Origin of the sequence: Leucobacter alluvii, assembly GCF_039530485.1 — a bacterium.
GTDB classification, from domain to species: Bacteria; Actinomycetota; Actinomycetes; order Actinomycetales; family Microbacteriaceae; genus Leucobacter; species Leucobacter alluvii.
Genome location: NZ_BAAAOP010000003.1, coordinates 215,039 through 238,747, shown reverse-complemented (window position 1 = coordinate 238,747; position 23,709 = coordinate 215,039). Strand labels below are relative to the sequence as shown.

Annotated in this window: 18 protein-coding genes; 10 read left to right on the top strand and 8 right to left on the bottom strand. The window is 68.0% G+C overall.

Annotated features, from left to right (window positions below):
* The first annotated feature begins 61 nt into the window (after positions 1–61).
* Positions 62–1,147, top strand: coding sequence for an NADH:flavin oxidoreductase/NADH oxidase (locus ABFX18_RS03115; RefSeq protein WP_211648596.1), 1,086 nt, complete (start codon positions 62–64; stop codon positions 1,145–1,147).
* Positions 1,148–1,246: 99 nt separating this feature from the next.
* On the opposite strand, the gene ABFX18_RS03110 is transcribed toward ABFX18_RS03115, so the two are convergent.
* Positions 1,247–2,065 carry an SDR family NAD(P)-dependent oxidoreductase gene (locus ABFX18_RS03110; protein ID WP_346057350.1) on the bottom strand — a complete coding sequence of 273 codons (819 nt, stop codon included), beginning with the start codon at positions 2,063–2,065 and terminating at the stop codon, positions 1,247–1,249.
* 107 nt (positions 2,066–2,172) lie between these two features.
* Here ABFX18_RS03110 and ABFX18_RS03105 point away from each other — a divergent pair, with 107 nt between their 5' ends.
* From ABFX18_RS03105 to ABFX18_RS03095, 3 genes are read left to right on the top strand one after another with little or no spacing between them, the layout of a single operon-like run.
* A complete protein-coding gene (locus tag ABFX18_RS03105; protein WP_346057349.1) occupies positions 2,173–3,027 on the top strand; it encodes a hypothetical protein in 855 nt (284 codons plus the stop codon).
* A complete protein-coding gene (locus ABFX18_RS03100; protein WP_346057348.1) occupies positions 3,024–4,217 on the top strand; it encodes a winged helix DNA-binding domain-containing protein in 1,194 nt (397 codons plus the stop codon). The genes ABFX18_RS03105 and ABFX18_RS03100 overlap by 4 nt, the downstream gene beginning before the upstream one ends.
* Positions 4,218–4,245: 28 nt before the next feature.
* Entirely contained in the window at positions 4,246–5,976 is a 1,731-nt protein-coding gene (locus ABFX18_RS03095; protein WP_346057347.1) for a cation:proton antiporter, read from the top strand.
* A 50-nt stretch (positions 5,977–6,026) separates the two neighbouring features.
* Here ABFX18_RS03095 and ABFX18_RS03090 read toward each other — a convergent pair whose 3' ends face one another.
* Positions 6,027–6,518: an Lrp/AsnC family transcriptional regulator gene (locus tag ABFX18_RS03090; RefSeq protein ID WP_090150038.1), complete on the bottom strand. Its 492-nt coding sequence runs from the start codon at positions 6,516–6,518 to the stop codon at positions 6,027–6,029.
* A gap of 187 nt (positions 6,519–6,705) precedes the next feature.
* On the opposite strand from ABFX18_RS03090, the gene ald reads away from it, so the two are divergent.
* Entirely contained in the window at positions 6,706–7,830 is a 1,125-nt protein-coding gene (gene ald / locus ABFX18_RS03085; RefSeq protein ID WP_346057346.1) for an alanine dehydrogenase, read from the top strand.
* Between the two features lie 59 nt (positions 7,831–7,889).
* The gene (locus tag ABFX18_RS03080; RefSeq protein WP_211648602.1) at positions 7,890–8,348 is read left to right on the top strand and encodes a hypothetical protein; all 459 of its coding nucleotides are present in this window, start codon (positions 7,890–7,892) and stop codon (positions 8,346–8,348) included.
* Between the two features lie 24 nt (positions 8,349–8,372).
* On the opposite strand, the gene ABFX18_RS03075 is transcribed toward ABFX18_RS03080, so the two are convergent.
* From ABFX18_RS03075 to ABFX18_RS03065, 3 genes are all read right to left on the bottom strand, one after another.
* The gene (locus tag ABFX18_RS03075) at positions 8,373–9,635 is read right to left on the bottom strand and encodes a pyridoxal phosphate-dependent aminotransferase (protein ID WP_346057345.1); all 1,263 of its coding nucleotides are present in this window, start codon (positions 9,633–9,635) and stop codon (positions 8,373–8,375) included.
* On the bottom strand, positions 9,629–13,312 hold the full coding sequence (locus ABFX18_RS03070; RefSeq protein ID WP_346057344.1) for a TM0106 family RecB-like putative nuclease: 3,684 nt from the start codon (positions 13,310–13,312) through the stop codon (positions 9,629–9,631). Before ABFX18_RS03070 ends, ABFX18_RS03075 begins: the two co-directional genes overlap by 7 nt.
* Before the next feature lie 125 nt (positions 13,313–13,437).
* Positions 13,438–14,739, bottom strand: a complete 1,302-nt coding sequence (locus ABFX18_RS03065; RefSeq protein ID WP_090150052.1) for an ATP-binding protein — start codon at positions 14,737–14,739, stop codon at positions 13,438–13,440.
* A gap of 343 nt (positions 14,740–15,082) precedes the next feature.
* On the opposite strand from ABFX18_RS03065, the gene ABFX18_RS03060 reads away from it, so the two are divergent.
* The 3 genes from ABFX18_RS03060 to ABFX18_RS03050 all read left to right on the top strand — a co-directional run bounded on the left by ABFX18_RS03060 (position 15,083) and on the right by ABFX18_RS03050 (position 18,565).
* Positions 15,083–16,699, top strand: coding sequence for a DEAD/DEAH box helicase (locus ABFX18_RS03060; protein WP_346057343.1), 1,617 nt, complete (start codon positions 15,083–15,085; stop codon positions 16,697–16,699).
* Positions 16,700–16,913: 214 nt separating this feature from the next.
* Positions 16,914–18,137, top strand: a complete 1,224-nt coding sequence (locus tag ABFX18_RS03055) for an MFS transporter (protein ID WP_090150058.1) — start codon at positions 16,914–16,916, stop codon at positions 18,135–18,137.
* A 77-nt stretch (positions 18,138–18,214) separates the two neighbouring features.
* Positions 18,215–18,565, top strand: a complete 351-nt coding sequence (locus ABFX18_RS03050; RefSeq protein WP_346057342.1) for a DUF4349 domain-containing protein — start codon at positions 18,215–18,217, stop codon at positions 18,563–18,565.
* 14 nt (positions 18,566–18,579) lie between these two features.
* On the opposite strand, the gene ABFX18_RS03045 is transcribed toward ABFX18_RS03050, so the two are convergent.
* The 3 genes from ABFX18_RS03045 to ABFX18_RS03035 all read right to left on the bottom strand — a co-directional run bounded on the left by ABFX18_RS03045 (position 18,580) and on the right by ABFX18_RS03035 (position 21,932).
* Positions 18,580–19,944, bottom strand: a complete 1,365-nt coding sequence (locus ABFX18_RS03045; protein ID WP_346057341.1) for a flavin monoamine oxidase family protein — start codon at positions 19,942–19,944, stop codon at positions 18,580–18,582.
* On the bottom strand, positions 19,896–20,330 hold the full coding sequence (locus ABFX18_RS03040) for a putative antibiotic biosynthesis monooxygenase (RefSeq protein ID WP_090150067.1): 435 nt from the start codon (positions 20,328–20,330) through the stop codon (positions 19,896–19,898). The genes ABFX18_RS03045 and ABFX18_RS03040 overlap by 49 nt, the downstream gene beginning before the upstream one ends.
* 81 nt (positions 20,331–20,411) lie before the next feature.
* A complete protein-coding gene (locus ABFX18_RS03035; protein ID WP_346057340.1) occupies positions 20,412–21,932 on the bottom strand; it encodes an APC family permease in 1,521 nt (506 codons plus the stop codon).
* A 255-nt stretch (positions 21,933–22,187) separates the two neighbouring features.
* Here ABFX18_RS03035 and ABFX18_RS03030 point away from each other — a divergent pair, with 255 nt between their 5' ends.
* Positions 22,188–23,546: an NAD-dependent succinate-semialdehyde dehydrogenase gene (locus ABFX18_RS03030; RefSeq protein WP_346057339.1), complete on the top strand. Its 1,359-nt coding sequence runs from the start codon at positions 22,188–22,190 to the stop codon at positions 23,544–23,546.
* Positions 23,547–23,709: the final 163 nt, after the last annotated feature.

The window sequence follows — 23,709 nt, the reverse complement described above, 5'->3', positions numbered from 1 at the left end:
CATCCGCCGTTCTTCTTCCCCGCATCGCGATTGTCGGAGGCCGGGAGTAGGCTCACTGGCTATGGCAGATCCCCTCCTCTTCCGCTCGTTCACCCTCCGCAATCTTGAGATCCGCAATCGACTCTGGGTGGCGCCGATGTGCCAGTACTCGGTCGAGTCCGAAGACGGGATCGTCGGCGATTGGCACCTGCAGCATCTCGGCAGTTTCGCTCGCGGCGGAGCCGGTCTCGTGTTCATGGAGGCGACCGCGGTGACGCCTGAGGGACGCATCAGTCCGCGCTGCCCGGGCATCTGGGACGACGCGCAGCTCCCGCCCCTCTCCCGCATCGTCGACGCAGTGCACGCCCATGGGGCGAAGATCGGCATCCAGCTCGCGCATGCTGGCCGCAAGGGATCGACGTATCCATCGCTCCCCGGCTTCGCCGATGGCTCGGTTCCGATCGCGGAGGGCGGCTGGGAGACCGTCGCGCCTTCGGCGCTCGCGTTCGGTGACTTCGCTGAGCCTCGCGCACTCGACACGGCCGACATCGCAGATCTGGTGCAGTCGTTCGTCGATGCAGCGCGCCGCGCAGTCCAGGCCGGCTTCGACGTGGTCGAGATCCATGCCGCTCACGGCTATCTCATCCACGAGTTCCTCTCGCCCTTCTCCAACGAACGCGCCGATGAGTACGGCGGTGATCTTGCAGGGCGTGCGCGGTTGCTCCGTGAGATCGTGCGCGCGGTTCGCGCAGCGCACCCCGAGCTGCCGATGGTGGTGCGCGTCTCGGCCACCGAATGGCTCGACGGCGGGTTCGACGGCGCAGAGGCGGCCCGCGTGACGGCGTGGCTCGCGGAAGACGGTGCCGATCTGGTCGACACCTCGACGGCCGGCAATACACCAGGCGCCCCGATTCCGGTCGGCCCGTCCTACCAGGTGCCGCTCGCAGCGCAGCTGCGGGAGACCGGAGCGCTCCCCATCAGCGCGGTCGGGCTCATCACGAGCGCCGAGCAGGCGGAGGGCATCCTCGCCACCGGTCAGGCCGACATCATCTCCCTCGGTCGTCCGCTGCTCGCCAACCCGCATCTGCCGATCAGCTGGGCGCACGAACTGCGCGCCCCCGTTGCGGAGGAGCTCGTACCACCGCAGTACGCTCGGGCTCGCTTCTAAGCGTTGCGGCGCGGCGCGCGGGTCAGAATCGCGATCGGTTGCCTGACCCCCGCTGCGGCGTCGGCACGTGCGTTGCGTGCGGCCGGAGAACTGGTCGCCCTACACGAGCGCTGCGGACTGCTCCCACAACTCGCGCGCGAGCTCGGGATCGTGCACCTCCGGGCTCACCTTCGCGGCGATCGCGCGAGACTCGTAATAGGCCCCTGGCTCGAACGTTGAACGCGGCTCGCCTTCAGCGAGCCACACGAGCTGATCGGCGCCCTTCTCCGCGCTGATCGTGAACAGCCGCTTCAAGGGGCTGTGATAGATGAGCCGCATGATGTGCGTCGTGTCGCTCGCGAAGCTGCTCGCGACCACGCCGGGATGAAATGCGACGGCAGAGATTCCCTGACCGCCGTACCTGCGCTGCAATTCGATGGTGAACAGGATGTTGGCGAGCTTGCCATTGCCGTAGGCGCGCTGCGGCGCATACTGCTTCGCGTTCTGCAGATCGGTGATGTCGAAACGACTGAAGGCGCGGGCGGCGAGGCTTGCCGTCTGAATCACCGTCGCGCCCCCCGCGACCAGGGCGGGCATCAGCAGATTCGTCAGCAGGAACGGCGCGAGGTGATTGACCTGAAACGTCTGCTCGTACCCGTCGACCGTGAGCGCGCGCTCCCCCATGATGCCTCCCGCGTTGTTCGCCAGGACGTCGATGCTGCGGTACTCCGCGAGCAGGTCCGCCGCGAGCGCGCGCACCTGCGAGAGATCGGCGAAGTCGGCCAGGAAATACCGTGCAGCGAGTTCTTCGGCAATCGCACGGGTCTTCTCGGCCGAGCGCCCGACGAGCACGACCGTGTGCCCGTCACGGTGCAGCTGACGCGCCGCAGCCGCCCCGATGCCATCGCTCGCACCGGTGATGATGATGGTCTTGGCCATGGATGCTCCGCTCAGTCGCACCGGGCGGCGGGCCGTCGCACGGGTGCCTCCAGGCTAGCGAGCGAAGATATGCCTTCGCTCCCGACTGGAACTGGGAGCATATGGACGTGCATCCGAACCTTCCGGCGGCCCGCGTGCACCGAGATGCACCGGCCCATCTCGTCGCTCCTCGCCTCGTCGCGCTCCTCTGCCTCGCGCATCTGATCTGCCTCACGGGGTTCTTTGCGATGAAGACGGCAGCCGAAAGCTGGGGGACGCATCCCGACCTGCTGTTCGCTGGAATTCGCGTCGTTCTCGTCGCTGGAGCGGGATGGTCAGCAGCAGTTCTTGCCCATCGCTTGCCGCCGCCCGCCCGTGACGGACTGCTGGTCGTGACCGTCAGCCTCTTCGGACTGACCGGGTTTTCGGAGCTCGGTCCCCTCTTCTCCATCTCTCCGCTCGACTCGATATGGTTGCTCGTCATGCCAGCGGCCTACGTCGCCGTCCTGGTGTTCCCCGCCGTGTTCGCTGCAATGGCCGCATTCTTGATCGGGCCTGACGAAACAGGGGCGAGTACCGCGCGACGGATCATGACAGCGGTTGCCGCTGGCGTGCTGTGCGTCACTGCTGGATTCGCCGGAATCACGAAAATCCTGGGCTCCGCTGCCCAGCCCGATGACGACACATGGCTGCTCGCGAGCGCCGCGGTGGGGTGTGTCGCTGCACTCGTACTCCTATCCGGTCTCCTCGGAGGTCGGCAGCCTCACTCTCTCACAGTCGGGATGCGGCTGTGCGCCGCGGTTGTTTGTGCATCGGCATTGCACATCTCCGTCTTCACCGCGGCGCAGCTCGTCTTTGCGGATGCGGTCGGTATCGTTGGCGCACTGATCGGGCTGCTTTCGGTGCGTGTCTTCGCAGTCAGTACCTTCGTGTTGCTCGTCCTCGCGCTCATGTCGGCGGTGCGACCTACACTGAGGCCATGACCGAGACCCTCTCCCCGACCGATGTGCTTCGCGTGCGCGTGCATGCGCTCGGCCTGACAGCGACGAGCTGGGCCCGCGGCGAACCAGAAGCTTCGGGTGCGGAGCGCATCGCCGGTGTGGCGCGGCGCATGCTCGCCGTGCAGGGGCAGGACTGGCGGTCCGCTCGGTGGGCGCTCGGGGTGCGGGCGCCCGGCTCGGCGATCGCCGATGTCGAGGCGGCCTTCGCCGAACGACGCATCGTGCGGTCGTGGCCGATGCGCGGCACCGTGCACGTCGTCGCGGCCGAAGACATCGGGTGGATGCAGGGAGCCACCAACCACCGAGTGCTCGCCGGCGCCCCGAAACGCCGCGCATTCCTCGGCATGAGCGACGCCGTGCTCGAGCGGCTCGTCGAGGTCTCCCTCGTCGCCCTCGACGCCGCTGGCACCGCCGGTCTTGAGCGCGACGCACTCGCAGAAGCGTGGACCGAAGCGGGTATCGACTGGCAGAGCAATTGGCGCTATCACGTGATCTGGTGGATCTGCCAGAACGGAATGGCGACGTTCGGCCCGATCGGCCCGTCCGGCGAACCGCTTCTCGTCAGAGCAGAGCACTGGATCACCGCACCGCGACAGTACTCGGGCGATGATGCGCTGCGCGAGCTCGCGGTGCGCTACGCCAGGTGCCGGGGCCCGTTCCGCGTCAACGACTTCGCCTGGTGGACGGGGCTCACCGTCGCGGAGGCCCGCGCGGGCCTGGTCGCAGCACGCGATGCCGGGGAGCTGGCAGAGGCTCGCGCACGTGATGCGTCGGGAGACCCGGTGTCGGGTGCCGCCGGCAGACTCTGGGTCGATCCTGGATCGCTCGGCTCTGCCGTCTCGGAAGCGCGGCTGCCCGAGTGGACGCTGCTTGCGGCGTTCGACGAGCATCTGCTCGGGTACACGGATCGCACCGCTCAGCTCGATCAGCAGCACTTCGACCGCATCGTTCCGGGGCGCAACGGCATGTTCCTCCCTACCGTGCTGCGAAAGGGCCGGGTGGTGGCCACCTGGAAGCGCCTTCGGACGAAAACCGGAGGGCTCGAGATTGCGTCGTTTCCCGATACGGGCATCGATGCGCCCGCGCTCGCGCCGCTCAGTCGAGACTGGGCCGACTTCCACGGCGTCGAGACCGGCGGCATCTCCGTCGTGCAGCCCGCCGACGCAGGGTGATGCGAAGCGCCCTCGGTAGAATCGGTCCATGGAAATCGGCCTGATCGCAGTCGCCGCAGTGGTCGTGCTCGTCGGGACGTCGATCCTCGGCAGCAAGATCGGCGTCGCGGCGCCGCTCCTCCTCGTCATCGTCGGCATCGGAGCGGGGTACCTCCCGTTCATCCCGAGAATCGAGATCGACCCGGAGATCATTCTCATCGGGGTGCTCCCCCCGCTGCTCTACTCGGCGGCCGTGAATGTTCCCCTCATCGATTTCCGAAGAAACCTCCGCCCCGTCATCGGACTCTCGGTGCTCCTCGTCATCATCTCCGCGGTGACGATCGGATTCGCGCTCCACTGGTTCGTTCCCGCCATCCCCCTGCCGGCTGCGGTGGCTCTCGGAGCGGTGATCAGCCCGACGGATGCGGTTGCGGCGACGTCGATCGGCAAGCGCCTCGGCATGCCGGAGCGTCTGGTGTCGATTCTCGAGGGCGAGAGCCTCGTGAACGACGCCACTTCTCTCGTACTCCTGAAGACGGCGCTCGCGGCCGTGGCGGGCAGCTTCGTCTTCTGGGACGCGGCCGGCTCCTTCGGGTTCTCGGTCGTCGCGGCCATCGTGATCGGCATCGTGATCGGCATGGTCACGGTGTGGATCCGCGCACGGCTGCGGAACCCCGTCTACGACACGATCATCTCATTCGTCGTTCCCTTCGTCGCGTTCATGCCTGCGGAGTCGCTCGGAGCCTCCGGTGTGCTGGCCGTGGTCGTCACCGGCCTGTACACCGGGCATCACGCGGCGAAACGGTTCTCCGCGACCGCCCGGATGAACGAGCGCCTCAACTGGCGCACGGTGCAATTCGGCTTGGAGAACGGCGTCTTCCTCATCATGGGTCTGCAACTGCACACCCTGCTCGACGAGGTCAATGAGACGGAGCTGCAACTCGAGCACATCGCGCTCGTCGCACTCGGCCTCGTCGCGATCCTCATCCTGCTTCGCGGGCTGTTCATGGTGCCGCTCATCTGGACGATGCGCGGCGACAAGGGGCGGTATCAGCAGCGAAGCGACGGGTTCTCGCGCATTCTCACGCGGGCTCGTCGCGCCGACACGACGGAGCGGCGCCTCCGCAAACTCGAATTGCTCGAACAACGATCGCGCGCCGACCTCGCTCACGAGCAAGAGCAGCAGCTTGGCTGGCGGGACGGCGTACTCCTGTCGTGGAGCGGTATGCGCGGCGTCGTCACCCTCGCAGCCGCCCAGTCGATCTCGACCGATGTGCCGTATCGCCCGCAGCTCATTCTGATCGCGTTCGCCGTCGCCGTCGTGACGCTCCTCCTGCACGGGCTCACGCTGCCGCTCTTCATCTCGAAGCTCTGGCCGGACGGAGCGAACGGCTCGCGCACCGCCGAGCTGCAGTCGCTCGGCCGCGATCTGCTCGACGCCGCCAACGCGGCGCTCGCGGATGAGATCGAGATCGATGCGGAAGCCGATGATGGAAGGATCGTGCCCGACGACGACCTCGTGAGGCGTGTGCGCGCGACCGCGAAGAGCACGATCGCTCCGCTCGCGTTTCCCCTCGCCGCCACCGGGTCGACGCCGGCACAGGCCCAGGAGTCGCAGGCCGCCTGCTACCGTCGGCTCGCACGCACCGTGCTCGATGCGCAGCGCGACGCGCTGCTCGAAGAGCGCGCGATCGGTCGCTACAGTTCGCAGGCGCTTCGGGCGGCGGAACTCGCGCTCGACGCGCAGGAGACGAGAACCAGTCCACCTCCAGCCCACTGACGAGCGCGCCGCTGACGTGCCGTACGGCGCAGGATGGCCCGGCGCCCGCGCTATCCCTGCATGCGCACCGGGTTCTGATGATGGCTGAAGACGATGCTCGTACGCGTCGAGGAGATCGCCGGATGCGCCGAGAGATGCTCGACCACGAAGTCGCGCACGTGATCGGAATCCCGCACGGCGAGATGGATGATGAAGTCTTCGACACCGCCGAGGAAGAACAGCTGCATCACCTCGGGCAGCCCGCGCAGTTCCTCGCTGAGCTCGGTGATGCGTTGGCGCGCCCCAGAACGCACCGTGACGCTCACGAGCACCTCGAGGTCGAGGCCGATCGCGCGCGGATCGACCGAGGCGGTGAAACCGGTGATGATCTTTCGGGCCACCAGGCTGCGCACGCGAGCGATGCAGGTCGAAGCGGCGACGCCCACGCGATCCGCCAGCTCGGCGTTCGTGATTCGCCCGTTGGCCTGCAGTTCCTCGACGATCTTGCGATCCACATCGTCGAGATCTGCACTTTCGCGCAGAATCTTCGAACTCTCGACCATCTCACGCCGCCTTTCACTCATTTCCCGACCACTTCTCCGAGGTGAGCCGAAGAGTATTCAGGGCAACTGCATCTCTGACGAATATACTGCACACTGTAGTGGTTCGACCGCAACGGATCGCGCCGCACGAGGCCGGTCAGCGAGTCGGCATCGCATCAGTACATCGCAGATCCCATTGGAGCTTCTCATGCGCGTCGGTATTCCCACCGAAATCAAGAACAACGAGAACCGCGTCGCTATCACGCAGGCCGGCGTCGTCGAGCTCACCCGCCGCGGGCACGAGGTGCTCGTACAGGCCGGTGCAGGCATCGGCTCGGCCATCACCGACGACGAGTACGCCGCCGCCGGCGCGCAGATCGTCGAAGGCGCCGAGGACGTGTGGGCGAAGTCCGACATGATCCTCAAGGTCAAGGAGCCCATCGCTGCCGAGTACGACAAGCTGCGCAAGGGCCAGGTGCTCTTCACCTACCTGCACCTCGCCGCTGACAAGACGCTGACCGAGAAGGTGCTCGAGTCGGGCACCACTGCCATCGCGTACGAGACCGTTCAGGCCGGCCGCGCCCTGCCCCTGCTGGCCCCCATGTCCGAGGTCGCCGGTCGCCTCTCGGCTCAGGTCGGCGCCTACTCGCTCATGAAGGCCAACGGCGGGCGCGGAGTGCTGCTCGGCGGCGTGACCGCCACGCGTCGCGGCAAGGTCGTCGTCATCGGCGGCGGCGCTGCTGGCGAGCAGGCCGCTCGCATCGCGTTCGGCATGGGCGCTGAGGTCACCGTGATCGACATCTCGATCCCCCGCCTCAAGCAGCTCGAAGACGAGTTCGGCGGTCGCATCCAGACCCGCACCTCGAACGCGCACAACATCACCGAGTCGCTCAAGGACGCCGATCTCGTCATCGGCTCCGTGCTGATCCCGGGCGAGAAGGCGCCGAAGCTCGTCACCGACGAGATGGTCGCGCAGATGAAGCCGGGCTCCGTGCTCGTCGACATCGCGATCGATCAGGGCGGCTGCTTCGAGAACTCGCGTCCCACGACGCACGACGATCCCACCTTCCAGGTGCACAACTCGATCTACTACTGCGTGGCGAACATGCCGGGTGCCGTGCCCGAGACCTCGACCGCTGCGCTCACCAACGCCACGCTCCCCTACGTCGTCGCACTCGCCGACAAGGGCTGGGTCTCCGCGCTGCAGTCGGACGAGTCCCTCGCCAAGGGCCTGAACGCCCACGACGGTGTGCTGACCTTCAAGGGTGTCGCTGACGCGTTCCCCGAGCTCGCGTACTCGAGCATCGACGAGGTGCTCTCGGCGAACGCGTAACTCGTACCCGCGCGCTTCGTGGTGCACCGAGCTGCTGCGAAGCGCGTACCCTGGAACTCATGGATTTGAAGTTCTCATTCGGAGGGGCGTCTCCCGATCATCATCACGATGACGGGGGCGCCCCTTCGGGCATTCCGCTCCCCTTCACGACTGTGACGCCGGGTTCGACCAGCGCTGATCTCGAAGCGGCGGTGCGCCGCGATGGGGCGCTCGTGGTGGGCGAGGTTGTGACCGGCGACGGGGTCACATATGCACGCGCCGAGGTGCCCCTGCACGGCGAGCAGCAGGACCCCGCCGTCCTCGGCAAAGCGGCGCGCTCTGCGCTTGCCCGCGCGGTCGCAACACTCGAAGGCCCGCTCGCCGAGTCGGTGCGCACGGTCGTATTCTCGCTGGGCGCCGACTCCCGGAGTGCCGTTCAGTGGCTCGGGATCGCGGATCTCGACGCGCCCGCCGTCGACGAGGCCCTGCAGCGCCGCATCGGAATCGCCGCAGGCACTCCGATCCGCATCGACGGGTAGGGCGACGGTTTCGTCGCTGCCGCGTCAGCCCTGGAATCGGATGATGCGGTCGAGCGCCTCCGCCACGGCTGTTTCTCCGGCCGCGTAGGAGAGGCGCACAGCTCGCGACCCGTCTACGGGGTCGAAGTCGACGCCCGGTACGACCGCGACGTCAGCGTCCGCGAGCAGGCGCCGTGCGTACTCGACCGAATCTGTGAAGCGCTCGAGCTGCGGCCCGAGCTCGGAGTAGTAGTAGAACGCGCCGTCCGAGGGGGCGGCCACGCCCCAGCCGAGCGAGCTTTCAGCGTCGAGAATCAGCTGGCGTGCCCGGGCGAACCCCGCCACGATGGCGTCGCGCTCGGCATACGTCTCGGGCGAGAAGGCGGAGAGCGCGAGTTCCTGCGCGGGGGCCGGCGGTGAGAGGGCGAAGTTCGAGGCGAGTGCTTCGAATGGACCGACGAGCGCGTCCGGAAGGATCGCCCAGCCGAGACGCCACCCCGTCATGCCCCAGTACTTCGAGAACGAGTTGACGACGATCGCCTCGGCGTCGAGCTCGCGAGCGGTCACGCCGCGATGGTCCGCGCCGTCGCCCGCGAATGTGATGCCGTGATAGATCTCGTCGCTCACGAGGCGCACGCCGCGCAGTGAGCACCAGGCGACCAGTGCCGTGAGCGCCGCGCGGTCGAGCATGGTGCCCGTCGGATTGGCCGGGGACGCGATCACGAGCCCCGCGAGGTCGCCGTGCTCCGCGACTGCCGCGTCGAGCAGCGCGGGTGTCGGCTGGTAGCGATTCTCGGGCCCGGTGGGGATCTCGACGACGTGCACGCCGAGCGCGGTGAGAATGTTGCGGTACGCCGGGTACCCGGGGCTCGCGAGGGCGACCCGGTCACCGGGATCGAACGCTGCGAGGAATGCGAGCTGGAAGGCTCCGGATGAGCCGGTGGTGATCGCAACGGTGGCTGGATCGATCTCGACGTCGTACCACTCCCGGTAGTGCCCTGCGACGGCTTCGCGGAGTGGGGCAGTGCCGAGGGGCCCGGTGTAGCCCGCCGGCTTCAGCGTGCCCGGAATGGCTCGCGCGCTCGGCTCTCCAGCGCAGAGCGAGACGACGTCGTGGCCACCGGCTCGGCGCCGCGCGATTTCGTCGGTGATCCGCATGACTTCGAACGCCGGAATGCTCGACCTTCGCGAGACACCGGGCCGCACCGCGACGGACCGCGGTGCTGTCTGCTCGCCGGCTGCGGATCCTGAACGCGGCGGCAGCGGCGTGGACGGCGGCGTCTTGAGGGGTCCTCCAGGATTCACCATGACTCCACGTTAGCGGGGTGGGCTCGTTCCACAAGGCGCAGATAGCCGGAGAGCGCAGCGACTCCCTCGGCGCTCGTCGGCAGGCCGTCTCCGAGCCGGTCGGAGGAGATGATGTGGGCGGCCCATTGCGCTCGGCTGATCGCCACGTTCAGTCGGTTTCTCATGAGGAGGAATTCGAGACCACGAGGAACGTCGGCGGCGCTGGACGCGGCGAGCGTCACGATGGCGATCACCGCCTCCTGACCCTGGAACTTGTCGACGGTGCCGACCCGGACCTCGCCGAGGCCCGCACGGTGCAGCTCGCGCGACACGCATTCGACCTGCGCATTGTAGGGCGCGACTACGATCAGGTCGGCCGGAGTGAGCGCTCGATCGACGTCGCCGACGGTGCGCAGCGTTCCCTGCAGCGAACGACGAACGACTTCGACGACCCGTTGCGCCTCCGCTTCGGAGTGCGTCGAATTGCCGCTGTGCTGCACCGCGTGCCAGTGCACGCCCGCTGCGCCGACGCCGATCACCTCGCGTTCTGAAGCGCTCGCATGCGCGTGCAGGCGGCCCTCGTATGCCAGCTCGGAGACCACTGTCGCGAGCTCGGGTCTCATGCGCCTGGTCTCTGCGAGGAAGTAGCCGAGGTGCTCGGGGATCGTCTCGTGCTCGCCGAGCAGCCACCCCAGCGCCGAGGTGTCGACCGGCTCGGGGTGCGATCCTTGCGAGACCTGGGGCAGCTGCTGCGGGTCTCCGAGCAGCAGCACGCGGCGAGCGGCGACCGAGGCGGCGATCGTCGGGGCCAGCGAGAACTGGCCGGCCTCGTCGACGACGAGCAGGTCGAGCTCATGCCGCGCCACTCGTTCAGCGTTGCTAAAGTCCCATGCGGTGCCTCCGATGACAGCGCCGCGCTCGGCGCGTCGATGCCCCGCGAGAAATGAAGCCTGCCCACCGCTGCGGAGCACTGTGTACGGCGCTGCGGCGACATCTGCGGGGTCCGCCCCTCGCTGGGCCGCCTTCCCGACCAGGGCTGGGGTCAGCCCGGCTCGCACGACGCCCGTGAGTACGTTCTCGACGACCCGATGCGATTGGGCGACGACGCCGATGGTCCACTGGTGTCGCTCGACCAGCTGCCGGATGACGCGGGCGGCGAGATAGGTCTTTCCCGTTCCCGGCGGACCCTGCACGGCGAGCGCTGACCGATCGAGCTGCAGCAGGGAAGCGATGACGGCGCCGATACGGCGCGCGTCGACGTCTCCCCCGACTGCCTCGAGCGCCTGCCCGGAGCCGGGCGAGACGAGCTCCGATCCCCCGCTGAGACGCGGCGGTACTCTGCGGAGCAGGTCGACCGCCGGATCGGCGGGAAATGATCCGCGATCCAGCGACCGGGCGAGAACGGCACCCCACTCTTCGATCGCGCTCTTCTGGGCGCCAGCACGCGGCGGCGGCCCGGGCGTCAGCGCCACCGGGAGGACTGCATAGTGCTCGACCTTCGCCGGCAGGTTCTCCTGCACCGTCGCGCCGTCGTCGCGGGCTTCGAGGATGCTCACCTGCCTCGCGCCGCGGGAGCCCGGCGCTGCGCCGTACTGCGGGAAGGGCGATGGATGCGCGTACAGGGCGAACGCGTCGCCGTTCTCCCGAAACCGCGATCCAGGGGCGACTTCACCGGCGAGGCGCATGTGCCGCCGCTCGGCGCGCGCTCGCGGCGGCACATGCCAGTCCGCCTCGACGCGGCTCGAACTCGGATCCACGACGAGCACGTCGCGCGTATCCGCCCAGTCTTCGATGGGATCGACCATTCGGGCGAAGTGGGCCCACCAGAACGATTTCTGCTCGCGCTCGTGATAGTCGATGGCACTCGCTGCGAGGGCGGCTGCGGCTCGGTCGGCTGGCCGATCGTGCTCGGCGAACGCAGTGGCGTGCTCTGCGAGTTCGGCGCCGATGCGGCTCAGTTCGAGATGCGGCCCGCTCTCGGACAACGCGGGCTCAGGAACATACGGCGCGACGCCGTGCTCCTCGGCGAGCCCCAGCAGCCAGTCGCGCAGCCGCAGCGTCGAGACGCAGTCGTAACGGTTGTAGTCGCCGATCGCATCCATGCGCCGCTGGCCCTCGAGGCGGATCGCCGGGTCTTCGGAGCTGAGCTGAGCGCTCGCCTCGGCGTACTCGGTCACCGACTGCGCGCCGCTCGTCACGCCCGCTTCGTTGCGCAGTTCGTCGCCCATGTAGAGCGGTTCGAGCTTTTTGATCGAATACGATTGCGTGCCGACGCGAAGTGCCGCGCGCACGATCGGATACAGGTCGACGAGCACGTGCTCGCGGAGCAGCGCGTCGACCTCCGCTTCTCCGACGCCGTGGCGGGCGGCGATGGAGGCGAGGTGCGTGCGCTCGTATGCGGCGTAGTGGTAGATCTTCATGCCGGGGTACCGCTGCCTGCGCTCCGCTACGCATGCGAGAAACGCTTCGAGGGCGCGTCGCTCTGCCATGAGATCGTGCGCCCAGATGGCGGTGAATCGCTCGTCAGTATCGACCATTCCGAAGAGATAGTCGATGCCCCAGTGCGCGGTGTCATCGGGGCCAGGAGCTCGAAACAGCGGGTCGCCCTCGAAATCGAAGAAGAGGTCGCCGGGGTTCGGCTCGGGGATCGCCGCGAGCGCGCCCGGCTGCGCGACGAGAAACGGCGGCGCGGATCCGTCGCCGGCAGCCAGTGCCCGCACCTGCAGCTGCGCCTGCTCCGCGAGCCGGAGCAGCACGGGACCAGCGACGCCCGGCACCTGCACGGTCTCGGAGCGCACCGGATCGAGAGCCTCCGCGACGCGGTCGACGGTGTCGAGCCCCGCGGCGACGAGCGCATCTCGTTGCGTGGCGCGGATGCCGGCGATGAGCAGCGGGTCGCGGGTGCGCTCCACTTCGGGGGTGCAGACCTCGCATCGCCCGCAGGCGACGATGCCCGAGGCGCCCCAGGCGATCGGCTCGGCGTGCGAGCGATCGCCGTCGAGGCCGGCTGCGCTGAACCGTGCGGTGAGCAGGGCGTGCATGCGAGCCCGACGTGCGCGAAACACGGGAGCGATGTCGGAGATGCGGTGTCTCGATTCGGCGCCGCCTCCCAAGATGAGCACCGCCGTCTCGGCAACGGCCACACCGACGCGCTCGAGCTGCTCGGCGTAGGCCGCGAGCTGCATGAGCGCCGTCACCTTCGCTCGGCGCGCGAGCTTCGTGTCTTGCACCTCGTACCGGCCGTCGGGAAGGCGGCGCAGGAAGTCGGCGAATCCGACGAACCCGATTTCGGGCTCGCCACCTCGCGCCGGGCGCTGCTCGGGGTCGAAGAATGTCGCCTGAAAGACGACCTCGGCGCCGCCCGCGAGCGCTCGCACGGTCTCGAAGGCGACCGCCCCGAGGTCGCTCGCCGACATCGATTCGGGTCGCGGCACTGAGACCACTCCCCCGGCGGAGCCGCTGGTGCCCGCACCGAGCCGGTCGATGTAACCCGCCAGCACGCGCTCCTCGTGCGCGTCGCCGAGACGTGCAGCGCGCTGCAGCATCGGGTCGTCGTCGGGCGGGACCGCCACATCGCGGCCGAGTTTCGCGTCGAATCGGCGCAGAAAGGCGAACTCGCAGCGGCTCGCCGCAGTGAGGTCGCTCGCGCTGGTGACGACGCGATGCCCGGCACCGGCCGGCCGATCCTGCACGAACATGCGCGCTCCCTTCATCGACGCCGCGATGGGTGCCGGCTCGATGGCCTGCGCGGCGGCTGCCTCCGACGCTACCGCGTGCGTCCGACATCGAGTGCTGGCAGCGCTGCGCCAGCGAGAATCGACGGCTACAGGCGGGCCAGCGCCTCGATGTCCTCGAGAAAGGCCTCCTGCTGCTCCGTCGAGACGGTGGCGCGCGTCACGGAGAGCGCCGCGGTGTAATCGTCGGTCGAGAGATGCGTGGGCGATGTCGCGGACGCGGCGGAGCGAGCCGCGTCCTCCCCGCCCCTGAGCACTCGCGCCAGCGCATCCTGGGAGGCGCGACGCGCGGCGTACTCGATATCGGCGGGCGTGAGCCCTTCGCTCACCCGAACGAGCTGAGCGAAGTCGATCGCGGGCGACACGCTGGTCGGCACGTACCGGCGCCAGATCGCCTCTCGGGCCTCGGCGTCCGGCAGTCCGATGGGCAGCACGTAGTCGAACCGGCCGTGCCTGAGAAAGGCCGCGTCGAGCGCGCGCACGAAGTTCGTCGCGCACACCAGCAGCATGCCCTCCCGGTCGCGGAAGTCCGCGACGACCTTGAGCAACTCATTGGTGACACCCTGCGTCGGCGTCGGCGGGTCGCTGCGCTGCGACGCGATCTCCTCGACCTCGTCGATGAACACCACGCCGTGCTCCAACTCCGCGATCTGCTCGAAGACGGCCCGGAGCGAGGAAGCCATACTCGTGACCCCGTCCCCGAGACGCGACGGGAAGACCTCGATGAACGGCCAGTCGAGCCGCGATGCCACGGCCTTCGCGAAGGTCGTCTTCCCCGTGCCGGGCGGCCCGAACAGCATCACCGCGTGCGGCGGCACCACACCGTACCGGTCGGCGAGATCGGGCTGCGCGAGCGGCGCCACGAGGCGCTCCTCGAGCAGCTGCTTCTCGTGCCGCATCCCGGCGACCTGCTCCCACAGGTGGCGGGGCAGGATCCGACCGCCCAGATCCTTCAACAACTCGAGCTCGCGTCGCTGCACGGGCATCTGCCGTTCCAAGTAGCGCAGGTTGTGCTGCAACTGGAATCCGTTCGAGGTGAGCAGGTCGATACGACTGCTCTCCGGCGTCAGCACCGAGAGCGTGCCGAGCCCGAGCGGCGCCATCTTCCGTTCGAGCGCGTCGAGCAGCGCGCCAGAGGTGTTGTCGCTGCGCGCATCCTCATCGACCCCGAAGAACACGATCCACCCCTGCGCGTGGGCCGCCCGACCGACTGCGGCGGCCACCACGTGATCATCGCGGACCGCAACCACCGCATGGTCTTCGCGACACGAGGCGGTGACCTCGGCGAGCGAGTACACCGGCTGCTCCGATGTGGAGTGCGCCTCCCACCACAAGCGGACGACCGCATCGAGGTCGTCGTCGTGGAATTCGCGTATCGTGATCCGTCCCATGGCCACATGCTGGCAGAGTGCGGGCCGCCTCCGACACTCATCCCGTCACAAAACGTACGAAAGAACGCTCGATCTTTCACACGGGAGAAAACGCCGCGGCCGTGCACGGCTCTCAGCCAGACCCGCTAAGCTGGTCGTTGCGAGTCGGCCGAGCCGGCTCGTGCGTCGCTGATTCTCAGCAGGCGGCGGTCGAGACTTCGACCCGCCAGACCTCGGACTCTCTGCGGCGAACGGATGCGCAACCGCGCACTCGCCGACTTAGCCGCGACGCCGCGCGTTACGCCTGCCAGAGCCATGCGCTCGAGGTACGACGACGGCTCGCGCTTGTGCATGAAAGGTCCCCGTGACCGAACAGACCACTACCCCAACGCCTTCCTTCCTGGATCTCGGGGTTCCCGCACCCATTGCAGACGCCCTCGCCAAGAACGGCAAGGACGCGCCCTTCCCGATCCAGCGCGACACGCTTCCCGACACGCTCGCCGGGCGCGACGTGCTCGGCCGCGGCCGCACCGGCTCGGGCAAGACGATCGCATTCGGCATCCCCCTCGTGGCGAACCTCGCCGAGGATGCGGCCAAGAAGCGCCGCCCGAGTCGCCCGCGCGCGATCGTGCTCGCCCCGACCCGCGAGCTCGTCACGCAGATCGCCGAGACGCTGAAGATGCTCGCCGACCCGATGGGCGTCAAGGTCACGACCATCTTCGGCGGCGTGCCGCAGCGCCGCCAGGAAGTCGCCCTCGAAGGCGGCATCGACATCGTCGTCGCCGCACCGGGTCGCCTCGACGACCTCATGAAGCAGCGTCTCGTCGATCTCAGCTCGGTTGAGATCACGGTGCTCGACGAGGCCGACCACATGGCCGACATGGGCTTCCTGCCCGTCGTCACGCGCATTCTGAACGCGACGCCGAAGCAGGGACAGCGTCTCCTCTTCAGCGCGACCCTCGACAACGGCGTGGACAACGTGGTGAAGAAGTACCTCCACGACCCGATCCGGCACTCCGTCGATTCCGCCGAGTCACCGGTGCCGCAGCTCACGCACCACGTCTTCGAGGTCGCGGGCAAGGATCAGAAGGATGCGCTCATCGAAGCGCTGGCGTCGGGCACCGCTCGCCGCATCTTCTTCACCCGGATGAAGCATCAGGCCAAGAAGCTCGCGAAGCAGCTCACCACCGCCGGCATCCCCGCGGTCGAACTGCAGGGAAACCTGTCCCAGAACGCGCGCGACCGCAACCTCGCCGAGTTCGTGAGCGGCGAAGCCCGGGTTCTCGTGGCGACCGACGTCGCAGCGCGCGGCGTGCACGTCGACGGCGTCGATCTCGTCGTGCACATCGACCCGCCCGTCGAGCACAAGGCGTACCTGCACCGCTCGGGTCGTACGGCCCGCGCAGGCAACGAGGGCGATGTCGTCACGCTGGTGCTGCCGGAGCAGCGCGGCGAGATGCGTCAGATCATGCGTGCAGCCAAGATTCACGTCACGCCCCGTACCGTGAACCCGAGCGCGGCGAACATCGATCCTGAGGTGCTCTCGCTCATCGGCGAGATCGCGCCCCGCGTCGACCCCCGCGAGACCGAGCGCAAGCGCGCGGCGGCGCAGACGGCACAGCAGCGCGCCGCCGGCCACAGCCCGGCGGGCGAAGGGTCGAGCACGGGAGCGAACGCGAAGCGCAAGCGCTCGCGCGGCGGTCGCGGTCGCAGTGCCGGATCGGCGAGCGCCGGTCAGGGTCAGTCGGGTGACGGCCAGCAGCGACGGTCTTCGGGCCAGGGCTCCGGCGCTCAGGGTGGCGGCGGACAGCGCCGCGGCGGACAGGGCGGCGGTCAGGGCGGACAGAGCCAGCAGGGCGAGCGCGGGCAGTCGCGCGGCCAGGGCGCTGGCGCCGGATCAGACGGCGGGCGTCGTCGATCGGGTCGTCGCGCCCAGAGCTCGGGTGGCACGGTCTACTCGACGAGCAGCACCAACCGCTGACCGAAGCGGACTTCCAGCACTGCCGGGCGGAGCGATCATCGAGACGCTCCGCCCGGCAGTGCTGTCTCGTCTGCCGAACATGCAGCGGCGGGAAGGGGTCGTGTCTCGTCGAGCGCCGCGGACACCTCGGATTCGCTCGCTCTTCATCGAAACGACGCGCGAATCAGTGGCCTGAGCACTCGAATATCGCCGATACCACGCGTATACTCGTCTGATGGGCTTGTATCGTGATCTGGGGAGCAATCCCGGCGTTTTCCGCGTGCTCGGGTCGCAGCTCATGGCGCGCTTCCCCTTCGGGATGCTGTCGATCATCGTGCTGCTCCACATTCAGCTCGCCTACGGCGACTACACCTCCGCGGGCATCGTGCTCGCGTCGCAGAGCGTCGGCCAGGCCGTCTCCGGTCCGCTGAGCAGCCGGCTCATGGGCAAGTGGGGCATGCGCCCCGTGCTCACCGTGACATCGATCGCGTGCTCGGTGCTGCTCGTGGTCATCGCCGTCGTGCATCTCCCCCTGCCCATCGTCACGGGAATCGCCCTGCTGGTCGGACTGACGACGCCGCCCATCACGCCCGCCGTGCGCACGATGTACCCGAAACTCGTGCCGGGCAAGCAGCTGCAGGCGCTGTTCTCGCTCGACGCAGCCGCGCAGGAGATCATCTGGGTGATCGGCCCGGTCGTCGCCGTCTTCGTCACCTCGCAGTTCAGCACCGCTGCCGGCCTCTGCGTTGCAGCGGGCTTCATGCTGCTCGGCGGCGCCTGGTTCATCTCGAGCCCGGCGCTCGGGCAAGTCAAGCTTCCGCCCTCGAAGCGCGGGCTGGGCGCCGTGCTGCGGTACCCGACGGTGGTCATCGGCACTGTCGTCAGCTTCTTCTTCGTCGCTTCGTTCGCAGCGATCGAGGCGGGCATCGTCGCCGCATTCGTCGGGCCGAACGGCGGGCACGGCAGCATCGAATCGGGCATCGTGCTCGCGATCTTCGCCGGAGGCTCGCTCGTGGGCGGTCTGCTCATCGGGCACCGCGAGATGCGGCCCTGGTCGCCGGCGCTCCGCATCCTCCTCGTGCTCGCGGGAACCTCCGCGTGCCTGCTCAGCCTGAACATCTGGTGGCTGAGCGCAGTCCTGTTCATCGGCGGTCTCGGAACTGCGCCCACCTTCGCCGCGATCTCGAACATCGTCAGCTCCACCGTCCGCTTCTCCGAAACCGCCGAAGCCTACGGATGGATCGGCACCGGCACCCTCGTCGGTGTGGCAACCGGATCGGCCTTCGCCGGCATCGCGATCGACATCGCGGGCGCACACGGTGCCATCGCCGTCTCAGCTGGGCTGCTCGTCATCTGCGCGATCATCGCCGTCTCGACCCTGCGTTGGATGCCCGATCTCAAGGGCCGCTCGATCGAGCCCCCGGCAGAGACCGGAACGCTCTCCATTCCGCTTCCGTAGCACCGCGCCCTGCATCGTCGGAACCAGGGGCAGCCAGCGATGGGGCATCCGGGCAGGATGTCTCGACCGAACGCTCCGTGATCCGCACGGGCGAGCTGCTGATCGAGGTCTCCGACCCCTCCGGGGCGATGGATCGCGTGCGTGCCATCGTGACCGACCTCGATGGCACGATCGAGTTGGAGCATGTGCATCGTTCAGGCGACGGGGCGAACGCCGAGGCGAGCATGACGGTGCGCGTTCCCTCCCAGCGACTCGATGACGCGTTCTCCGAACTCGCGGGGGTCGGGTCGGTCGTCTCGCAGAGCCGTTCGGCCGTCGACGTCACCGCCGAGCGCGTCGACCTGCAGGCGCGCGTCGAGGCACTCGAACGGTCAGTGCAGCGTCGCAGTGAGGCGAACTCGACGGCGGCGCACGCGGCTCACCGCTGAACCGGCCTCCGAAACTAGGAGGCCGTCGTCGTCGGGGCCTCCGGAGCCAGCGCCGTGAAGTCGAGCGCCTGGCCGAGGATGCGCTCAGCGGCTCGGTGCCCGGAGTAGAGCGCGGCGGTGACGGTCGCGGGATCCTCCGTCCACGTCGCTTCGCCGGCCAGGTGCAGCACGCCGCCGGATCCTTCTGCTCCGCCGATCGGCGTGGCGAGCACATCGTGGTGCTCGGTGCGGGAACCCGGCGTCATGTAAGCGTATGAACCGCGCGAGTAGGGGTCGTCCCGCCACCGCGAGACGCGGACGGTTTCGGGGTCGGTCACGGCGACGCCGTAGATCTCGCGGAGCGAGGCGAGCACCGAGGACGCGATCTCGTCGTCGTTCCACTCACGAGTCGCCTGAGCGCTGGGGCCCGCGGCGAAGGTGAGCAGGGTCGGCACCCCGTGCAGCTCGGTGAGGTCGTACCAGGAGTGCCACCACTGCGCGGCAGGTCCCTGCCTGCGGATGGCGTAGACGTCCTCATCCCAGAAGCGCTCGGAGAACCGCAGGAAGATCTTCTCGAAGTCATTCATCTCGAATCCGGCGAGGGCCTTCGCCACCGGCTCTGGCAGCGCGGGATCGATGACGAAGTCCTCCGATGCGAGCACGCCGACGGGTACCGTCACCACGACGTGATCCGCAGCGAACTCACCGTGCCCGGTCACCACGGACGCACCAGCGTCCGACCATTCGACGCGCCGCACCACGTGCTCCAGGCGCACGTCGAGATCCTCGGAGAGCCCGCGTGCGAGCGCGTCGTATCCGCCGGGGAACACCACCTCATCGCCCTCGACCTGGTCGTCGTCGAGGCCGTGCGCGTCCAGGCGCTCGGCGGCGACGCCGTACTGCTCCTCCGAGCGGTGACGCAGGAACTCGCGCACGCGGGCCGCTCGTTCCGCATCCCAGTCGAGCTCAGCGAGGGCGCGGTCGATGGCGTCGGCGTATGCTGACCCATCCGGGGCTGCGTCGATCATCGCGGCCAGCATCGTGTCTGCAGCGCGCAGATCGTCGGCGAACCTCGCCGCAGTCTCGGCGTCGAGCCGCGACCCCTCCGGTCCGTAGGTGGCGATCGGGCGGCCGTCGGGCTGATAGCTGCCGACGGTGAACTCGATCGCGTGCATGTTGCAGGCGCGGGTCAGTGTGTAGAGCGCATTGTCATCGATCCCATGGATCCAGGAGGCTCCGATATCCGTGATCACGCCGTCCGCGTGCTCGCTCCAGGTGCGTCCGCCCACCCGATCGCGCGCTTCGAGCACGACCACTCGCTGGCCGTGCTTCGCGAGGAATCGCGCTGCCGTCAGACCCGATACTCCAGCTCCGACGACGATCGTGTCGAAACGCTCCATGGTGACCTCCCGCGGCCCGCCCGGAGGCTCCGGTCGCCCCACCCCTGCGCGCCGTTCTCAGCGTAGCGGAGAGCCGTCGTCGAGCGCTCGGGATCGTCGGCGCCGAGTGCCGCGGAGAGGGCGTCGAGCTGCGCGCACAGCGCTCGCTCGCGCTGCACGTGCACCGCACGACGACGGAGCCACGGCGCGAGCAGACGCGTCACTGCCGGCATCATGATGAGGCACATGACCGGCGCGACGACGGTGACGACGATCGCGGAGCGTGCGGGCAGCGATACGCCGCCCCACCACGGCAGCATCGTGATCACCCACGAGGTCGCGACGTTCACCGGGTACATGCCGATCCAGATCGACAGGACCTTCTTCCACTGCAGACGCTCACCCATGGCTGTATTCCACGCCATCCGCGTTACGACGTCGTCACGAGCGTCGCGCAGCTTCGTGACGGCGTCGTAACGGATCCGGTGCTACTCGTCCGGAACGAGGATCGGCGTCTCCCGATTCAGACTCTCGCCGCGGAAGAACGGCTTCGCTGCGGGTCGCAGCGACCAGATGCCCATCAGCACGAATCCGAGCAAGAGGGCCCCGACGCCGATGACGAAGGCGCCGCCGATACCGAAGATGACGGTGTAGCTGTAGTCGACGCTGATCATGTCGATGCACGACTGCACGAAGGCGTACGCGAGCATCAGCCCGCCGAGGACTGGCAGGATGCCGCGCATCCAGAGGTTGCGCGCGCTGTCTCGGAGCGTATCGCGGAAGTACCAGGCGCACGCGAATGACGTGATGGCGTAGTAGAGCGCGACCGCGAGACCCATCGATGTGAGCGAATCGGCGAGCATGTCTTCGGAGAGGATGGACATGCCGACGTAGTACACGATGGCTGCAGCGCCCATGACGGTGGTCGAGAACCACGGCGTCTTGAACTTCGGATGGAGATCCGCGAACTTCGCCGGCAGCGCCCGGTAGACGGCCATCGAGAGGGTGCCTCGAGCCGTGGGAAGGATCGTGGTCTGGGTCGACGACGCCGCCGAGAGCATGACGCCGAGCAGCAGGAACCAGCCCCACGGCCCGAAGAGGGCGCCGCCGAGCACGGTGAAGACATCGTCGAGGTTCGCCTCGTTGGTGAGACCGAACCCGGTGTCGCCGAACCCGGCGAACATCATGACGGCGACGGAGATGCCGACGTAGAGCACGATGAGCACGATGATCGTCGAGATCGCCGCGCGGCCCGGCGTCTTACGGGGGTTCTTGGTCTCCTCGTTCAGCGCGAGGCACGTGTCCCAGCCCCAGTAGATGAAGAGTGCGAGCAGCACGGCCTCCATGAACCCCGACCAGGAGGTGAGTTCGGCCGGGTTGAACCACTGCCAGTCGAACGCGACGGATCCGGCATTGCTGCCGTCGAGCGAGTGCACGAGGGCGAGCACGCCGAAGAGCAGCATGGCGACGATCTGGATGGTCATGAGCACCATCTGCAGCCTCTCGCCGATCTGCACGCCGATCGTGCTGATGAAGGTCATGAGCGCCATGAAGACCACCGAAGTCGCCACCACGATGACCCGGTTGTCGGCGAATTCCTCGTTCCCGAGCAGCAACCAGAAGTACTTGCCGGTGATCTCGCCGACGTTGGCGAGCACCATGACGGCGGAGACCGCCACGGCCCAGCCGCCGATCCATCCGGTGACCGGCCCGAACGCCTTGGCGCCCCAGACGAAGGTCGTGCCGCAGTCCGGCATCTCGCGATTGAGCTCTTGATAGGCGAACGCGGCGAAGACCATCGGGATGCAGGCCACGACGAACACGAGCGGGGCTTGCGCGCCGACGGCGAGAATCACGTATCCGAGCGTCGCCGCCAGCGAGTAGAGCGGCGCGGTCGAGGCGAGTCCGATGATCGTCGAACCGACGACTCCGAGCGCGTTCTGGTTCAGGCCTTTGCCGACGTGGATGTGCCCGGTGTCGGTGGCGTTGCTGAGCGTGTGTTTCGCCAAAGCGAATCCTCCTCTATGAGGTCGGGGGTGCGACGGCGATCATCCTATAGGTGCGGCGGCCCGTCGAGACGGATCGCGCCTCGGGTCGCGAGCGCAACGGAATCCGCAGCTCCGCCGCCGATCCACTTCCGAAATCGTCGGCGAGTACCCGATGAATTCGCATGATTCGATCCTCTCGGGCGGTAGTGCTCACGACCGCCGATGTGGGAGACTGGGCGTGCACAACACCGACGATCACTAAGGAGTGAGTCACCTATGAGCACGTTCGCCGTCATCAATCCGGCTACGGGCGAGACAGTCGCCGAGTACCCCGACGCGACCACCGAGGAGATCGAAGCCTCGCTCGCGTCGGCGCAGGAGACGTACCAGAACTGGTCGCGCAAGACCACCGTCGCCGAGCGCGCAGCGCTCGCCCATCGCGCAGCGGAGCTGTTCGAGGAGCGCAAGGAGGAGCTCGGCGCGATCATCAACCGCGAGATGGGCAAGCCCCTCGATCAGTCGATCGGCGAGGCCGAGTTCTCGGGTGCCATCAGCGCCGCGTTCGCCGCTAACGCCGAGAAGTGGCTCGCCGATGAGCAGCTCGAGGTCGAGGACGGGCTGAAGAGCTTCTTCCGCTTCCAGGGCACTGGCGTGATCCTCGGCATCATGCCGTGGAACTACCCCTACTACCAGGTCGCGCGCTTCGCGGTGCCGAACCTCATTCTCGGCAACACCGTCATTCTGAAGCACGCTGCGCAGTGCCCCGAGTCGGCACTCGCGCTCGAGCAGCTCTTCCTCGACGCCGGGTTCCCCAAGGGCGCCTACGTCAACGTCTTCGCGACGCACGAGCAGATCGAGGACATCATCGCCGACGATCGCATTCAGGGCGTCTCGCTGACCGGCTCGGAGCGCGCAGGCGCGATCGTGGCCGAGCAGGCCGGGCGCGCGCTGAAGAAGTGCGTGCTCGAGCTGGGCGGCTCCGATGTGTTCCTGGTGCTCGACACGGATGATCTCGATCACGCGGTCGAGCACGCGGTCGGCGGGCGCATGGAGAACACGGGTCAGGCGTGCAACGGCTCGAAGCGCATCGTCGTCATCGATTCGCTGTTCGACGAGTTCGCAGAGAAGTACAAGGCGGCCATCGCCGGCCAGTCCTACGAGGCCGGCGACTTCGGCCCGCTCTCCTCGGCGGGCGCGACGAAGACGCTCACCTCGCAGGTGCAGGGCGCGATCGATCAGGGCGCTGAGGTGCTCGTCGGCGACAACACGCCCGATGGCAACCTCTACACCCCGTCGATCCTCACCAACATCACCCCGTCGATGGACGTGTACAGCCAGGAGCTGTTCGGCCCGGTTGCGCAGCTCTACAAGGTCTCGAGCGACCAGGAGGCGATCGATCTCGCGAACTCCTCGCCGTACGGCCTGGGTTCCGTCATCATCTGCGACGACCTCGAGCGCGCCGAGCAGGTGGGCAACCAGCTCGACGTCGGCATGGTCTTCATCGGCGGCGCCGGCCTCGAGGGCGCGGATGTGCCCTTCGGCGGCGTGAAGAAGTCGGGTTACGGCCGCGAGCTCGGCAAGGTGGGCATGCTCGAGTTCGCCAACAAGAAGCTCTTCCGCTTCGCCGCGAAGTAAACCCCGCGCTCGTACCGAGGCCCCGGAATCCCGACGGATGCCGGGGCCTCAGTGCGTACTCCCCCGGCTCGAGTGATGCAATGCCGCGGGACGCGATACAGTTGGCCGAATCATCGTTCGCTCATGTTCATGCTGGCGAACGATGACCATCGATACCGGCTAC

Bases quoted from the DNA above. Each gene is read 5' to 3' on its own strand.
- ABFX18_RS03115 (WP_211648596.1), top strand. From the start codon at position 62: ATGGCAGATCCCCTCCTCTTCCGCTCGTTCACCCTCCGCAATCTTGAG.
- ABFX18_RS03110 (WP_346057350.1), bottom strand. From the start codon at position 2,065: ATGGCCAAGACCATCATCATCACCGGTGCGAGCGATGGCATCGGGGCG.
- ABFX18_RS03100 (WP_346057348.1), top strand. From the start codon at position 3,024: ATGACCGAGACCCTCTCCCCGACCGATGTGCTTCGCGTGCGCGTGCAT.
- ABFX18_RS03095 (WP_346057347.1), top strand. From the start codon at position 4,246: ATGGAAATCGGCCTGATCGCAGTCGCCGCAGTGGTCGTGCTCGTCGGG.
- ABFX18_RS03090 (WP_090150038.1), bottom strand. From the start codon at position 6,518: ATGGTCGAGAGTTCGAAGATTCTGCGCGAAAGTGCAGATCTCGACGAT.
- ald (WP_346057346.1), top strand. From the start codon at position 6,706: ATGCGCGTCGGTATTCCCACCGAAATCAAGAACAACGAGAACCGCGTC.
- ABFX18_RS03080 (WP_211648602.1), top strand. From the start codon at position 7,890: ATGGATTTGAAGTTCTCATTCGGAGGGGCGTCTCCCGATCATCATCAC.
- ABFX18_RS03075 (WP_346057345.1), bottom strand. From the start codon at position 9,635: ATGGTGAATCCTGGAGGACCCCTCAAGACGCCGCCGTCCACGCCGCTG.
- ABFX18_RS03070 (WP_346057344.1), bottom strand. From the start codon at position 13,312: ATGTTCGTGCAGGATCGGCCGGCCGGTGCCGGGCATCGCGTCGTCACC.
- ABFX18_RS03065 (WP_090150052.1), bottom strand. From the start codon at position 14,739: ATGGGACGGATCACGATACGCGAATTCCACGACGACGACCTCGATGCG.
- ABFX18_RS03055 (WP_090150058.1), top strand. From the start codon at position 16,914: ATGGGCTTGTATCGTGATCTGGGGAGCAATCCCGGCGTTTTCCGCGTG.
- ABFX18_RS03045 (WP_346057341.1), bottom strand. From the start codon at position 19,944: ATGGAGCGTTTCGACACGATCGTCGTCGGAGCTGGAGTATCGGGTCTG.
- ABFX18_RS03040 (WP_090150067.1), bottom strand. From the start codon at position 20,330: ATGGGTGAGCGTCTGCAGTGGAAGAAGGTCCTGTCGATCTGGATCGGC.
- ABFX18_RS03030 (WP_346057339.1), top strand. From the start codon at position 22,188: ATGAGCACGTTCGCCGTCATCAATCCGGCTACGGGCGAGACAGTCGCC.